The organism is Pseudomonadales bacterium (assembly GCA_041395945.1).
Lineage (GTDB): Bacteria > Pseudomonadota > Gammaproteobacteria > Pseudomonadales > Azotimanducaceae > SZUA-309.
The window spans coordinates 875,676-891,649 of the sequence record JAWKZN010000002.1; the positions used below are offsets into that span (position 1 = coordinate 875,676).

9 protein-coding genes are annotated in these 15,974 nt (G+C 62.3%); 8 read left to right on the forward strand and 1 reads right to left on the reverse strand.

The features are described from left to right. Positions 1-21: 21 nt before the first annotated feature. Positions 22-2,364, reverse strand: coding sequence for a TonB-dependent receptor (locus R3E82_20630; GenBank protein MEZ5553299.1), 2,343 nt, complete (start codon positions 2,362-2,364; stop codon positions 22-24). Positions 2,365-2,730: 366 nt separating this feature from the next. Here R3E82_20630 and R3E82_20635 point away from each other — a divergent pair, with 366 nt between their 5' ends. From R3E82_20635 to R3E82_20670, 8 genes are all read left to right on the forward strand, one after another. Beyond that, positions 2,731-3,372 (forward strand): DUF4956 domain-containing protein, encoded by a 642-nt coding sequence (locus R3E82_20635; protein MEZ5553300.1) that lies wholly within the window; start codon positions 2,731-2,733, stop codon positions 3,370-3,372. 9 nt (positions 3,373-3,381) lie between these two features. Continuing rightward, positions 3,382-4,239: a polyphosphate polymerase domain-containing protein gene (locus R3E82_20640; protein MEZ5553301.1), complete on the forward strand. Its 858-nt coding sequence runs from the start codon at positions 3,382-3,384 to the stop codon at positions 4,237-4,239. After that, on the forward strand, positions 4,236-5,441 hold the full coding sequence (locus tag R3E82_20645) for an HlyD family efflux transporter periplasmic adaptor subunit (protein MEZ5553302.1): 1,206 nt from the start codon (positions 4,236-4,238) through the stop codon (positions 5,439-5,441). The genes R3E82_20640 and R3E82_20645 overlap by 4 nt, the downstream gene beginning before the upstream one ends. 175 nt (positions 5,442-5,616) lie before the next feature. Further along, on the forward strand, positions 5,617-6,585 hold the full coding sequence (locus R3E82_20650) for a fumarylacetoacetate hydrolase family protein (GenBank protein ID MEZ5553303.1): 969 nt from the start codon (positions 5,617-5,619) through the stop codon (positions 6,583-6,585). A 62-nt stretch (positions 6,586-6,647) separates the two neighbouring features. After that, positions 6,648-7,727 carry a GNAT family N-acetyltransferase gene (locus R3E82_20655; GenBank protein MEZ5553304.1) on the forward strand — a complete coding sequence of 360 codons (1,080 nt, stop codon included), beginning with the start codon at positions 6,648-6,650 and terminating at the stop codon, positions 7,725-7,727. 154 nt (positions 7,728-7,881) lie between these two features. Then, positions 7,882-9,858 (forward strand): hypothetical protein, encoded by a 1,977-nt coding sequence (locus tag R3E82_20660; protein ID MEZ5553305.1) that lies wholly within the window; start codon positions 7,882-7,884, stop codon positions 9,856-9,858. A gap of 47 nt (positions 9,859-9,905) precedes the next feature. Further along, complete coding sequence (locus R3E82_20665) at positions 9,906-12,575, forward strand: PD-(D/E)XK nuclease family protein (protein ID MEZ5553306.1); 2,670 nt, start codon at positions 9,906-9,908, stop codon at positions 12,573-12,575. Then, entirely contained in the window at positions 12,572-15,973 is a 3,402-nt protein-coding gene (locus R3E82_20670; GenBank protein MEZ5553307.1) for a UvrD-helicase domain-containing protein, read from the forward strand. Before R3E82_20665 ends, R3E82_20670 begins: the two co-directional genes overlap by 4 nt. Position 15,974 lies beyond the last annotated feature (1 nt).

Consider the following 15,974-nt stretch of genomic DNA (forward strand, 5'->3'; position numbering starts at 1 on the left):
TCCAGCACGACGCCTTTCCGATCAGTCGCCGAAGTTGTAGGTCAGGGTGGCATAGAAGGTTCTGGGCCTGACAGGCTGACCGAAACTCAAGGCGAAGGTGGCGAATGGCGTGGCCGACTCGTAATAGACCTCATCGGTCGCGTTGCGCACACCGACACCGAGTTCCCATTCCCCGGCCGGAGAGTAGTAGGTGGCCATGAGATTGAGATTCCGATAGTCGTCGATCAGCAGCTCTTCGATGTTCTCCGCACGGCTGTAATAGTCGTCTTTGGCCGCGTAGTCCGCCCGCAGGGCAAGACTTGATCCGTTATTGAAAGGAACTTCGTATTTCGCCATGAGCGACAGGGTCCAGTCCGGCGTATTCGGCAGGTCGCTGTGCTTGTCGATCACCACGGTGTTGGAGACGAGCACGCCTTTCAGGCTGTCGATCTTGTCATCCAGTAAACCGATATTGACGCCAACGGTCAGCCGTTCGGTCAGCAATGCGGATACCTCGAGCTCCAGACCGCTGATCGTTGCATCGCCGAGGTTCTCCTTGGTTGAAGAGGTGGCGACCGCGTCGCTGGATGCATTGATCTGCATGTCCTCGTAGTCCATCAGGAAAGCCGTGGCATTCAGACGCATGCGACCATCGAGCAGTGTCGTCTTGGCTCCGATCTCGTAATTTGTCACGTACTCGGGGTCGTAGTTCGGCAGGGGATCCGGGACGATTCCGGTGAATCGCGCGGCATAGCTGCCGTCGCGATAGCCTTCCGAGTAAATCGCATAGAGCATGATGTCGTCGTTCACATTCCAGGCCAGGGACACCAGAGGCGTGAACTCCTCTGTGCTGAGATCACCGGACTGATCGGAAATCGGGCCGATCCGACGCTCGGTAATCAGGTCGAAGCGTTTGTTGCTTTCCGTGTAACGCGCGCCGACAGTCAGCGTGAGTGCGTCGGTCAGATTGAAATTGATCTGACCGAACACGGCCTGGCTGTCGTTGTCGATGACCCGATCCAGATACTGGAAGAAGAAGTCCGGCGGCAGCGACAGCGGCGGAGCGAAGGAGATCTGGTTGAAGATCGCCTCGTTTCCTTCCTCTTCGAAGTAGTAGTAGCCGACCACGTAGTTCATGCGGCCGTCCAGCGCATCGCCGGAGATCTGGAACTCCTGCGACCACTGTTCCTGGGTGTATGCGTCGTGGTTGTTGTGGAACAGCAGATAGGGCGAAAAGTCGAGGTCGTTGAACAGGGCGATATCGAATTCCCGGTACGACGTGATGGATTTCAGCTCTACCGCGCCGAGCTGCCAGGTCGCGGCGAGATTACCCCCCCAGACCTCGACCTTCTGTTTCGGACTGATCTGATCTCCGGCGTTGTTGAGATAGATCGAATTCACCTTGTAGGGATCGCCGGTGTTCCAGACCGGCCCGTAGCAGGCTGGATTCGACGCCTGGCCGGCACCGGTGGTGCAGGATGCGGGGTTTCCGCTGTACAGCGCATTGAAGAACGCCGAGAACTGCTGAACCGGAGCCGCCTGGGTGACGATTTCGCCATTGAATCCGCTGATACCGCCAATGGGGGATATCGCCCCGGGGGTTTCCTCAGCTTTTGAGTAGTCCGCAGCAAAGTCCAGGCTGAAGGTGTCGCTCAGATCCATGCGCAGGTTACCCCGCACACCCCAGATGTCGTCGCTGCCGAGTTTCAGATTGTGGTGCTGGACCGCTTTGACGTAGCCGTCCCTTTGCCGCTGAAATGCGCTGATCCGGGCTGCGATCCGATCGGTCAGCGGGACGTTCACCGTACCCTGGACTTCGAAGTAATCCTCCTCGCCACCGGATACCCGGACCGATCCGCCGAACTCGTCCGTCGGCCTTTTGGAGATGATGTTCACCGCACCGCCAATGGTGTTGCGCCCGAACAGCGTACCCTGGGGGCCGCGCAGCACTTCGATTCTCTCAATGTCGACGAGATCGAACACGCTGCCGATATTGCGCCCCATGTACACGCCGTCGAGATAGATGCCGACCGCCGGATCCTCCACCGGGATGAAGTCGTTCTGACCCATGCCGCGGATGAAGACGACGGGAGATTTCACCCCGCTGGTACCGCCCGCAGCCTCGAAATGCACGTTGGGCACGACCTTGCCGATGGCGTCGATCTTCAGGCCGCCCTGCTCAGTCAGTTCCTCTCCGGTCAGTACCGACACGGCAACAGGGACCGACTGCAGGCCTTCCTCGCGCCTGCGTGCGGTGACCACGATCTCCTCCAGCGCCAGTCTGGAATCGCCATCCGCTGCGATGGCCGGCGCGGAAACCAGACTGCCGGCTGCCAGGCCGACGAAAACCAGAGCGGCAGCCGCTCTATCAATAGCAGAATTCATGGACTCTCCCCGGGAAACAGATCTTTCGCTGGATGGAATGGCCGCGGCATTGCCCAGGCGAATCCCATCCCCTGCTCTTCCGGCTGTTCGAACGACCCCAGCGTCCAGCCGGCACTACAGACAGCACATGATGTTGACTCTCTGTGCCAGCGTCAAATGCGTTTACACCACGTCGGCACCGAGGGTCGGGCCTCGAGGTATGAACGACCTGCACGCCGGCCAGTTGCAGCTGGCGGTTTCCTGTGTGGTGCCGATTGAATCACTGGCTGCGGCCGGTCCAACCCTGAGAGTCGTGAAAGTGTCATAAGCGCGGACTGGAGGGGAATCATCAGCTTCATCGACTACTCAACCGTCATACGGGACCTGATGATCAATTTCATCAGCCTGTACTTTTTCGCTTACGTGATCCTTTACCGGAAGTACCGGAACACGGAGATGTTCGTGTCCTGCGCTCTGTTCAACGTGTTCGTGCTGCTGATCGTCATGTCCATCATCCGCACCGACTTCAATCTGGCGGTGGGGTTCGGCCTCTTCGCGCTGCTGTCGCTGATACAGGTGCGAAGTGCGCAGTTCACCAAGACGGAGACCGCCTATGTTTTCGGCGCGATCACCCTGGCGGTGATCAACGGGGCCGGCATATCAGATCTGAGTTTTGTGCTGATCTGCAATTTCGTCGTTGTGCTGGCTTCCTGGTGCATCGGCAACTGGACTCTGGAGCATTCGGCCAATCTGATCACCGTGGACAACGTCCGCAAGATGTCGGTGACGCTGGACCACATTGCGGCGGAAGCTGTCGGAGACCGTGGAGTCATGGAGACGATGCTGGCCGAGCAGCTCGGTCATCCCATTCAGTCCTTCGAAATCAGGAAAATCGACTATGTGAGAGATCTCGTGGAGCTTGCGGTGGTCTACGAACTGCCGGGAACCGACAAACCTCAGTTCGCCGCGAACGTACTCCTCGAGCCGAGCTTCGACCAGGCGCCGGATAACCCGGACAGGCTGGCTTAGAGTCCGGCAATGAATGGCCACAGGATCGCTCAGCCCGAACCGTCAAAGCGCATTTCCGATCGGCGCTCGACGGCAGAAGCCGGTCTTGATTTCCGGATCCAGGGATTTCTGTCGATTACACTGGCACAGTGCAATGCGCTGGCAGCCATGCAGGACAGAGTCGACAACAAGTACCTGGTCGATCTGAACGAAGCCAGTGGTTTTCTGGATGCGATTCGAACAGGTTATACGGTTCTGGAAATCGACAATCGCCGCGAGTTTCGCTACAGCTCCTGCTACTACGATGATCGATACGCCTGCTACTTTGAACACCATCAGGGCCGTCGCCAGCGTCTCAAAGTCCGCACCAGGGAGTACGTCGACGGTGGTGGGCAGAAGTTCTTCGAAATCAAGCTCAAAGGCTCTCGCGGTAGAACCGTCAAGCACCGATGTCCGGCCGACGATCTGATTGTTTCGAAGGTCGCGGGTGAAGAGCTCGAACTGGTCAGGTCCCTGTATCGCAGTCAATACCATAAGGAGATGACCTTCGACCTGCGCCCGGCGCTGATCGTGCAGTACCGGCGCTGCACCCTCGTGGCGAGCGACGGCAGCGAGCGCGTGACAATCGATACCAGCCTGGGATTTTCCCGACCGGATGATCCCGACAGTCCGGTGCGTCTTGGCGAGCAGTTCATCGTGATCGAAACCAAATCCAGCAATGGCAAAGGCATCGCCAGCGACACACTGAAGACACTCCGGGTCAGAAAGGCATCGAAATGCTCGAAATACTGCATCGGTGTGAACCTTACGGGTGGTGTCACTAAAGGCAACAGCTTTCTGCCCGTGATCCGTCGCGCAAAGCAGTGTCTGGAGGAGGAGCGCGCTTGAGGAAGATCGATATCATCCTGCTCACGATCGGCGCCGTCGTTACCCTCTTGTGGGCCGTGTTCTCGAGCAAAGACGGCTACAAGAGCAGCAATGCAACCATCGTCGCGAGAAGCATCGCGCTGTTTGCCACTATGAATGGCCAGGTAATCAACGATCCCCCAGCCGTTGGCGCACGAATCAGCAGCAACGAACTGCTGGCAAGGATCAGCAACAGTCGCTTCGACCGCAGCCGATTGACCGATTTCGAAAGTCAGGTTGTCTTTCTGGAGTCGGAAATCGCCAATCTGCGCGTACAACAGAAGGCCCTGGATGGGCTGCAGGCGAAGTTCGCACAGCAGGCGGCCGTCTACGCGGACTGGATGCTCGGAGACACCAGACTCAGGCGTAAGGAGTCATCGGCCCAGCATGATGTCGCGATGACGCGCAAGCGACTGGAAGATGAGGAAGTAAACAGAGCCCGTCAGCTCTATGAGAAGCAGCTGATCAGCGAAGTAGAAATGCAGATCGAAAAAACCCAGGCTGATATCGCAGCCGCCGAGGTGCGACTGAGCAGCGCGAATCTGGAGCGCAGTGCCCTGGTGCTGGATTCCATGGGCCGCGACGGTCTGTTCGCGGACAGCACCTTTTCAGAAGACGGCGAAGCCAGCTACTGGGATCAGATGCGCGACAGTCTCCTCATTCGCGCGATGGATAATCGGGGTAATCTTGCGAGACTCGAGTCCCAGCTGCAGCAGGCGAATACCCAGGCCCATGCAGAGCGCACCCGTGTCGATTCGAGTTACTCAGAGGAACATCGTGCGCCTTTCGACGGCAAAGTCAGTGCGCGTTTTGTTACTCAGGGTACCCGGGTTACGTCAGGATCAAACCTGCTGCAGATTCTGAACTGTACGGAGCCGGTCGCCATCGTACCGATTCCGGACAATCGGGTTTCCGAATTCGCAGTCGGTATGAAGGTGTCCATCTACCCCATCGATTCCGAACAGACGCTCTCCGGCCGGATCGAGTACATCAGCAGTGGCCCCATGCTGGAGGGAGACACTTCGATCCGCATCCAGCAGGAGTTCACGATGGAGGGGAACCGGGCCATCGTCAGCATCGATGGCGACCCTGTGCCGGGCGAATCACTCCAGTCCTGCGAAACGGCCCGCGTCGCGGTTGCCATCATTCACACCAGCTCGCTGCTGGCTTCGCTCGGCTTCTGACCACAGCCACTGATTCCGAAGTACGCCGATGTTCCGCGAACTGGTGGATAACCCCACCGTTTTCGCTTCCGCGCGTTGCCGTATCGAAGTTGCTGTGGAGATTCGGGATCCGCACGATCGCCTGACCCGCTACAATCCAGACCTCAACTACCATAATGAGGGGGCGGCTGCCGGTATGATCAGATCAGTATTCTTGTTCGGCGCATTCGTCGTTTCATTCTCCGGCGCAATCCTCACTGCGCTCGTTCCTCTGGATGCCACTGCAGCTGGTGCTGTGTCCGATGGGACAGCCCCGGGTTACCGGCTCGTCCGCTACGGCGCAGCAGGCGCAGAAAAGCCGGGGCTGATCGACCCGGAGGGCGTGCTGCGGGACCTGTCTGCCCACTTCGACGATTTCACACCCCGCACTCTTGGCGAACTGTCGCGGCTGAAAGACATCGACACTGCCAGCCTGCCCCGTGTGCCGGGAACACCGCGCCTGGGTTCGCCGGTGGCCCAGGTCGGTAAGATCCTCGCCGTCGGCTTCAATTATCGTGATCATGCCGAAGAGACCGGCACCCCCATTCCCACTGAACCGGTGCTGTTCATGAAAGCGGCTACGGCGCTGAGCGGCCCTTTCGATGACGTGATCACGCCCAGAGGTGCCACCGAGCTCGACTACGAAGTGGAACTGGCGGTAGTCATCGGGCGCACCGCACGCTACATCCAGGCAGATCAGGCCCTGGCACACATCGCCGGCTTTGCCGTTGGCCACGATGTCTCAGAGCGCGCTTTCCAGAACAAGAGAGGGGGTCAGTTCGTGAAGGGCAAGAGCGCGGATACCTTTGCGCCGCTGGGACCCTGGCTGGTGACACCCGCCGCCCTCGGCGACCCGCAGAATCTGACCATTCGCTCCACGGTCAACGGCGAACTTCGCCAGTCTTCGAACACCCGCCACATGATCTTCGGAGTCGCAGACATCGTCGCCTACATCAGCCAGTTCATGACCCTGGAACCCGGCGATGTGATCTACACCGGCACACCTTCGGGGGTGGGAGCCGCACAGCAGCCGCCGGTCTTTCTCGCGCCGGGCGACATCGTCGAGCTCAGTATCGAAAAACTGGGTACCCAGAAGCAGCGGATTGCGGCAGCACCCGGAGCCTGACCGGCAGGGACGAGACGGCTCATGATCCAGCTCAGTCCGTCGCCGTCTGCGGAACCGACAGCGTGAATTCAGACGAACAGACGCAACGCCCGATCACAGTGCGCCGCCTGCGGGCTGCAGACGCCCGCTCACTCTCCGAGTGCTTTCGCCGCTGCTACGGCGAGACCTATCCGGCGGATATTTTTTACGACACCGGGAAGCTGCACGGGGCCATCGCGTCCGGACAACTGCGCTCGGTGGTCGCGGTCACTGCCGGAAACCGCGTCGTCGGCCACACGGGCCTCACCATCCGTCATCCCCAGGCGCGTGCGATCGAAGCCGGTAACACCATCGTGGATCCCGACTACCGGGGCCATGGCCTGCTGGGTCGGCTGGGCGCGGCCCTGACCGATCTGTGCAGCAGCGCCGGTTATATCGGTTACCTCCACTACCCCACCACCGCTCACGACATCATGCAGAAGCGTTCGGTCAGCGGCGGCGGGGTGGAGACCGGCATCATGCTCGGCTACATACCGGCGGAAACCGACTACCGCGCAGTCGATCGCCAGCAGGGGCGACTGGCTGCGACGGTGGTCTACCAGCCCATGCCGGGGGCCGCCGCTCCACTGCGGGAAGGCGAAAAGGACGGCTCCACACCCGCGCCCACAAGTGAACTGTCGCCGACGCCACCCTCGTCGCTCAGAGTCTGTCATGCACCCGCACGATACAGGACGCTGCTGGAAACACTGTTCGCGGCAACCGCACTGTCCCGGAATTTTCTGCCTGGAGATGCCGTGTGGAAACCTGTCAGCGACATCCGCCACCAGTTTTATCCCCGGCGCGGGCTGCTGCAGTTATATCTGCAGTCGAGCGGCGCAGATCTGGTCGACCGGGTTCTGTCACTGTGCGGACAGACGCAGCCTGCGATCGTCCACGCGGATCTCCCGCTGGATGATCCGGGAATCGACGCCACTGTAGATGCACTGATCGGGCTGGGCTTCCGCTTCTGCGCCCTGCTTCCTGAATTTGCTCATACTGACCTTCTGCGGATGCAGTGGCTGACTGGAACCGATCCCCGACTGCATGCTCCTTCCCTCGCCAATCCGGACGCCCGGGCGCTGCTGGAGGTGATCAACGCGGATCATCAGGGAGCCTGCGACTAATTATCAGCGCCGCAGTGGTTCCCTGGCAGCCTGTGACACCCGTCACACTCTGACAGAGAGCCGGGGGAGCGTTCCGTCCAGCTGAGAACTGCTTGGTGGTCTGTCTGAGACGACTGGGCAAACATCATGGATCTGGCCTCCAAAGATCGGACTCATGCTCGAAGAGCTGCTGACGAACACGACGTTCTCACCCGTGCATATCGCCATCGCGGTAGCCGTGGCTCTGCTGTTTTTCTGGGTCGGCTGGAAAGGTCGGGGCTCCGGAGCCAGGCGCCGGGAAACCGATCTGCGCCGCGATGTGTTCGACGCCAAGGCGTCTGTTCCCCAGCTCGAATCCACGGTCCGCAATCGCGATCAGCAGATCACCCGACTGCAGAGCGAACTTCAGGAACTCAACGATCGCAACGCCGAGCTCCTGCGCGCGCGTGACGAAGGCGAGCGCGATCTGCGCGGCGCTCAGCGCGAGGTCAGAAATCTCACCTCCGAACTCAATGCGGTGAAAGGCGGACGCGGCGAATCCAGCAACGTGATCATGGATGGCTTCGAAGACGAGGCCGTGGCAGAGCGCGAGGGTGACTCTCCCCTTGCGGCAAAACTGCGGAAAACAGAAGCCCTCTACGAAAAACTCAAGGATGCACTGATCAAGCGCGACGAACGCATCGAAGCACTCGAATCCAGACTCGAAGACGGCCAGCCCGCTGCATCTGCTGTCGAAACAGAACCCGTCGCGGACCACGAAGAAATCCAGTCTCTGAAAAATCAGCTCGATGCGCAGGTGCGACTTGCGGACGATCTGCGTGCCCAGCTGTCCGATGTGCGGCATGAAAAGGAGATGCTCGAAGATCTCGCCCAGAAGCGCAGCAAATCGAATCGGGCGCTGAAAGAAACTACCGCGGAAGCCGAAGCCCGGGTACCCGTGCTCGAACGGGAAATCGAAGAACGTCAGCGCACGATTTCAGATCGGGAAGCCTCCATCAAACGCCTGCTCGGAGACCTGGAAACCACCAGGGCTTCTCTCAAATCCAGCGAACAGGACGTGGAACGACTGAGCCGGGAATCCGAGGAGCGCGCACTGGAACTGAGCAATCAGCGCACCCAGATGCAGTCACTGGAATCATCCATCTCCCAGCGGGATGCACGCATCGACGCCCTGGACGAGGAACTGGGTACCACGCTGAACACGGTCAGACGCCTGCAATCCGAGCTGAAGACTGCCGAATACAGTGCCGACCAGGGGCGCGAAGCACTCGCGACCGCCACGGCCCAACAGAAATCGCTCGAGCAGGCGGCTGCCAGTCTGCAGAACGCAATCGCAGATCGAGAGTTCCGCATCGAGTCCCTCGATCAGGAAGTCCGCACCCTCAAGAAGTCCCTCGCAGAGGCGCAGCAGCAGGCGAGCGAGACCATCGCACTGTCTGAGAAGCGCCACGAGGTCAGCGCCTCGGAGATCAATCAGGCCCAGTCACACATCAGCGCCCTGCGCCGGGAAATCGAAGATCTCAAGGCCAATCTCACCCAGCGCGAACAATGGATGAGCAAGCTGAAAGAGTCCCTCGCCGACCGGGAAGCCCGCAACCAGAAGCTCAACGAAAGAGTGGACGCCCTGCAGGCGGAAATCGATATCGCCAGCGGCCAGTTGCGCGCACGCCATGAGGAGCGCCAGACGGTCGAAAGCGAGAAACACGAACGCGAGCGCCAGCTTGCCGCCCTCCAGGCCAAGGCCGATCAGGCAACTGCCGAACTCGCCGAGCAGATCCAGTCCATCACGATCTACAAGAGCATGCTTGCCGACCGGGATTTCAAGATTCAATCACTGGAGCAGGACCTGCAGATGCGCGGCAACAGGCGCGACAATCCAGGTCCTGAAGCTGTGGCGGTTGCGCCGCATGACGGCAGTTCGGAAGCTGTGGCGGACGCTCCGATTGACGGCAGTTTTGAGGCTGTGCCTCAGGAGCCGAATGGATCGTCGGCGGATGCCATACCTGCCGTCACCGACGCGTCCCCTGCCGGAATCGACGCCGACGGCGCCGAACCGGGCGCCGCCCCCGAGCCCGCCGCGGCTGACGCCCGGCCTGCGGACACCGCCAGCAACGACCCCGACGCAGCAGCCGAACTCCGCCGCAACGCCTGAGGGTTCGCCGCCCCCGATTTCGCCCCCGCGCCGTGCATAATCGTGCCATGCCCGATCCCGTGCGCCTGATACTGACACCCACACCCCGCCTCGCCCGCACGACCGCACATCGCTGGGCGATGGATACCGCAGGTCAGGGTGCCCGTGCCTGGCTGCCGCCCAGGATCCTTGCCTTCTCTGCCTGGCTCAGCGAACTGCGCACAGAACTCATGCTCGGCAGCGACGACGACCGGGTACTGATCAGCGCCAGTCAGTCGCGGCTGCTCTGGCAGTCCCTGGTCGATCAGCAGGTTTTCGTCGGCGAACCCCGGGTGGCTGAGCTGGCCCAGCGCGCCTGGCGGCGGATCCACGAATTTGATCTGCCCGCGCCCGCCGACTGGCAGACGCTGCTGCTCTCCGAAGACAGCCAGAAATTCAGAGACTGGGCACGCCGTTTTCGCACACTGTGCCGGCGCCAGGGTTACATTGACGAGTGGGCGCTGAACGCGGAGCTTGCCAGCCGTATTGAGGCGGGAGCCATCCGCCTGCCCGATGAGATCGAACTCGCAGGCTTCGACCTGCCGCTCACCCCGCTGCAGAGTCGCATCCTGGCTGGTGCCCAGGCCGCCGGCTGCCGTCTGATCCGCACGGATCCCGCACCATCACTCCCACCGGGCATTCCACTGCACAGCCACCTCGAACCGGACGACGAACTGCGCGCCGCAGCCCGCTGGTGCCGGGCGCAACTGGATATCGACCCCAATCACGCGATCGCTGTAGTGGTCGCCGACCTGCCGGAACGGGTGACCAACGTGGAGCGGGTATTTCGTGAGGTATTCGATCCCCGGGGGTTCCGCCTCGCACCCTCGACACCCGACGCCTGGCACATCTCCCTCGGATTGCCCCTCGGCGACTGGCCACTGGTGGCAGACGCCCTGGCCCTGCTGCAACTGGCGGCGAACCGGCTCACCCAGCCGCAGGCCTCGCGCCTGCTGCGCTCCCCTTATCTGCCAGGATGGGCGGTGGAAGCAACCGCGCGCGAAGTAGCGCTGGCGCGCCTTGCTAAGGAGGCACCCTACGATCTCACTTTCACCGAACTGGGCTGGGTGCTCGAAGGCCACGGCGCCACTGCACTGGGGCAGCATCTGGCCCTCTGGCAGCAGCAGCGCAGCAGGCTCCCGGGCCGGGCCTGGCCTTCGGAATGGGCGGCCGCCTTCCAGCAGGAGCTGTCCGCGCTGGGATTCTGCACCGGCCGGGGACTCGACAGTCGCGAACATCAGGTACTGCAGCGCTGGCACGACCTGCTGGAAACCCTCGCCACCCTCGACACCATCGCGGATGCGCCGCTGCCCCGGGCACGGATTCTCGATCTGCTGGAAGAGTCTGCCGACAGCGCCGTTTTCCGGGAACAGAACACCGGTGTGCCTGTGGAAATTCTCGGCGTGGAAGAAGCGCTCGGTTCCCGCTTCGACGCGCTCTGGATCACCACCCTGGATGCACAGACCTGGCCCGGCTCCCCGCAGCGGGATCCGCTCATTCCCGCGGCCTTCCAGGTGGACGTTCCCCGCGCCACTCCAGCCGGCGCGCTGGCCCACGCCCGACTCGAACTGGCTGCCTTATGCCGCAGTGCACCCCGGATCGAAGGCAGCTTTTCCCGTGGCAGGGAGGAGGCAGAGCGACAGCCGACTGCACTGCTGCCGGACGCCCTGGTGATTCAGGCAGCGCCTGAAAACCTGCCCCAGGCCGCCCGCTGGTCAGAGACTCTGATCGAAGATCCGGGTATCCGCCTGCTTCTCGATGCGGTCAGTGGTGGCACCAGTGTGCTGAAAGCTCAGTCCGAATGCCCGTTCCGGGCATTCGCCCAGTACCGACTCGGCGCCCGGGATCTGAGTGTGCCCCGGCCCGGACTCGATGCGGGACAGCGCGGCACGGTGATCCACAAAGCACTGGAGATCTTCTGGGAGGGGCTGGCGGATCGCGCAGCGCTCGCAGCACTCGCTCCGGAACCCAGGGCCCGGCGCATCCGGGAAGCGGTCGACGCCGCACTCGAAAACTTCACCAGCCGCTACCGCCTGATCCTCTCTGCGGCCGGACGCCGGCTCGAAGCCCGCCGCACCGAACGCGCGCTCGAGCGCTGGCTTGCCGATGTGGAACTGCCCCGGGGTGACTTCGCCGTGCTTGGACATGAGATCGACATCCGGCTGCAGTTTGCCGGACTGTCACTCACCGGCAAGATCGATCGCATCGACCGGCTGCCGGACGGCACGACTCTGATGATCGACTACAAAACCGGCCAGGCCAGTCGCGGTCACTGGTATCCGGAACCGCGCCTGGTGGACCCCCAGTTACCCGCCTATGCCGTGACACTGGATCCGGCGCCCGGCGCTATCGCCTTCGCCCGTATCCGCCCGGAAGAGCTGAGATTCGAGGGTCTCTCTGCAACGGCAACCGGCACCGCCGGCATCGACCCGCTCGCTTCGGCAAAGGGACGGTTCCGGGAACTTGCCGACTGGCAGCCGCTGCTGACCGACTGGCACTCTCACCTGGAGGCACTGGCCGGGCAATTCGTCGCGGGTGCCGCAACCGTCGATCCCCGGGACGGGTCGGTGTGCAGGCACTGCCACCTGCACGCATTCTGTCGCATCGCCGAGCGGGCACCCGCAGCATCCTATGCCGACGAGACAGCGGCAGACGCGGACATTCAGATGGATGCGGATCACGGCGGGCCGGACTCATGACAAGCGGCAACACAGCACGCACCCGGGCGGAAGCTGACGACACCGGCGCACGGCGGGATGCAGTCGATCCTGCACGATCGGTCATTGTGCAGGCGCCCGCAGGTTCCGGAAAAACCACGCTTCTGGTGGAGCGCTATCTCGGCCTGCTGGGGGTGGTCGACGCGCCGGAAGAGATTCTCGCCATTACTTTCACACGCAAAGCGGCTGCGGAGATGAAGCAGCGCATCCTGCGCTATCTCGATCCGGCTTTCAGCACCGACGCGGCACACGAGCAGACGGCCTGCGAGAAAGCCCGGGCAGTGAGAGAGCGGGTCAGCGAATGGGGTCTGCTGGAAAATCCCCAGCGACTGCTCATCCGCACCATCGACAGCTTCAATCACTTCCTCGCGCGCACCATGCCTGTGGCAACCGCCCTCGGACCGGTTCCGGCTCCGGCAGACAATACCCGTGCGCTCTATCGCCAGGCCGCGCGTCAGGTGCTCAGCCTGGTCGATGGCGATGATCCGCTCGCCGGCGATCTGATCAGACTGCTCGACTGGCGCGATCATCGCAGTCAGGACATCGAAGATCTGCTGGCGGACCTGCTCGGCAGGCGCGAGCAATGGCTGCGCGCGCTGGGTGTCTCCGGCACACTGATCCGGCAGGATCTCGAGGCAGTGCTCGGTGCAGTCGTGGTGCAGCAGCTCACAAATGCCCACACGCAACTCGACGAAGCACTCCGGCAGTCCGGTTTCGAGCGGAGCTCGCTGTGCAGACTCCTGCAATTCGCTGCAGGCAATCTCATCCGCGCCTCGAGGGTTGCCACAATCGACCGTTTCGCGCATGTGGACACACTGCCCGGATTGTCTCCCGCAGAACTGCCACTCTGGCAGGGACTGGCCGACGCACTGCTGGTGAAAGGCAAAGCGCAATTCCGGCAGACGGTGAACGTCCAGCAGGGTTTTCCACCCCGCACGCCGGAAAAGGATCAGTTTATCGACCTGCTGCAGGCACTCGCGGCACTGCCCGCCCGGATCTCTCCCGCCGTTGCTCTCGACCGTGTCCGCAATCTCCCGGAGCCCCACTACCAGGAGGACGAATGGCAGGTGCTGGAGTCCCTGGTTCGCGTACTGCAGCGCGCCGCACTCGAACTGCGACTGGTGTTCGCAAACTCGGGTCAGATGGATTTCAGCGGTCTGGCGGCCGCGGCCCTGGATGGGCTCGGCAGCGAGGAAGCGGGCTATACGGATCTCGGCCTGTATCTCGATCGCCGCATCCAGCACATCCTTGTGGATGAATTTCAGGACACCAACTGGAGTCAGCTGCATCTGCTGGAAAAACTCACAGGCGGCTGGGGGCCCGCCCGGTCCGAAGGCCGCAGTCTTTTTCTGGTCGGAGATCCGATGCAGTCCATCTACCGGTTCCGCGAGGCGGAAGTAGGCCTGTTCATCCGCACACGGGATCAGGGCATCGGGGCGCTCACTCTGGAATCGAAGACGCTGACCCGCAACTTCCGCGCCCGCTCCGAAATCGTGACCTGGGTGAACGAGTTCCTCGAGCCGGTGTTTCCGACCGTGGAGGACGTCTCCGCCGGTGCAGTGGCCTATGCGGCCTCGCAGCCCGGCCGGGGTGAAGGCGGACGGGTCGACCTGCTCGCCTTCCCCGGCGACACCGAGGAAGCGGACGCCGTTGCCGAACTGGTCCGCCGTGCACTGGCCGACCACGCGGACGATGGCGACTTCAGGGCTGCCATCATCGTGCGCGCCCGCAGTCATCTCAAGGATCTGCTGCCGGCACTCAAGCGTCTGCAGGTCCCGTTCCGCGCCGTGAAACTCGATCCGCTGCTGAGCCGACCGGTGGTGCAGGATCTGCTGGCGCTGACCCGGGTGCTCCTGCTGCCCGCGGACACCGCCGCCCTGCTCGCCGTTTTGCGCGCACCCTTCTGCGGGCTGCGGCTGGTCGATCTGCACGCCATCGCCGGTGACGGTCGCGACCCTCAGGATCCCCAGGTGCTGGCGCATCTCGATGCCGAAGCCCGGGGGCGGGCCGAGCGGGTCTATCAGGTCCTGGAGGATGCCCGCAGTTTCTGGCGACGCCGACCGCTGAGGGATCTGGTCGAAGGTGCCTGGCTGAGACTTGGTGGACCGAACTGTTATCTGCATGGCGCCACGGACACGAGTGATGCGGCCGCCTATCTGAGCGCCCTGGACGTCGCCCAGGCGGGTGGTCTGCTCGCGGACTGGAACGATTTTCTCGAGCTGCTGAGCGGCGAATTCACGGAAGGAGATCCACCCGCACCGGAGGTGAAACTGGAAATTCTCACCATGCATGGGGCCAAAGGTCTGGAGTGGGACCTGGTGGTGTTGCCGGGTCTGCATCGCAGTCCGCCCGGCAGCAGACAGGAGCTGTTGCACTGGCTGCCCTTCACCGCAGCGGATGGCACAGAGCGCGTCCTGCTCGCACCACTGAGAAACGCGGAAGAAAAACACAATCGACCCCTGGTGGATCTGATCCGCAATGAACAGAACACCCGGGCCGCTTTCGAAGACAACCGTCTGCTGTATGTGGCCACCACACGCGCCCGGGAAAGGCTGGTGCTCACGGCCTGTCTTGCGGAGAACAGCAGGGGCGAGATCCGACCGGACGCGCGCAGCCTGCTCGCCACACTCTGGCCAACCACCGGGGCGGCCTTCACAGCCGCCCTCGCCGCTGGAGTCACGCAACAGGCAGACACACCCGCTGCAGTCGAGGAACTTCCACCCGTTGCGCTCCCCGACCAGTCACTGCGACGCGTTGCGGCGGACTGGTATCCCCCAGCAGCCGGGACATTTCGCTGGTCACCTGCATTGCCGGCTTTCGAGCGCCAGACGCCAGTCGATTTCAACTGGGCCGGTATCGACGCCCGTCGCACGGGCACGGTACTGCACCGGCTGCTCGAGCGAGCAGGCCGACTGGGTATCGAGACGATTGATGCGGCCGAGCGTCAGCGGCTCCTTAACCGGGTACCTCACCTGCTCCGCGCCCTCGGCGCACGGGGTGAGACGCTCGAAGAAAACACCGACATCGTCCGCAGCGCATTCGAACGCACCCTCGACAGCGCAACGGGCCGCTGGATGCTGAGTGCAAAGCATGCCGCTTGCGCCTGCGAACTCGCCGTGTCCGGCGTGATCGACGGACGCCTGGTGAATGCGATCGTGGACCGCACGTTCATCGATGACCAGGGTGTGCGCTGGGTTATCGATTACAAATCCGGTTACCACGCCGGCGCGGACCTCGACGAATTCTTTGCACAGGAAGGCGAGCGCTACCGGTCCCAGCTCCTGCTTTACAGCCGACTTTTTACCCAGCTCGAGGACAGAGAAGTACAGACAGCCCTGTATCTGCCTCGCCATGATCGCCTCGAACCTGTAAAAGGCTGAG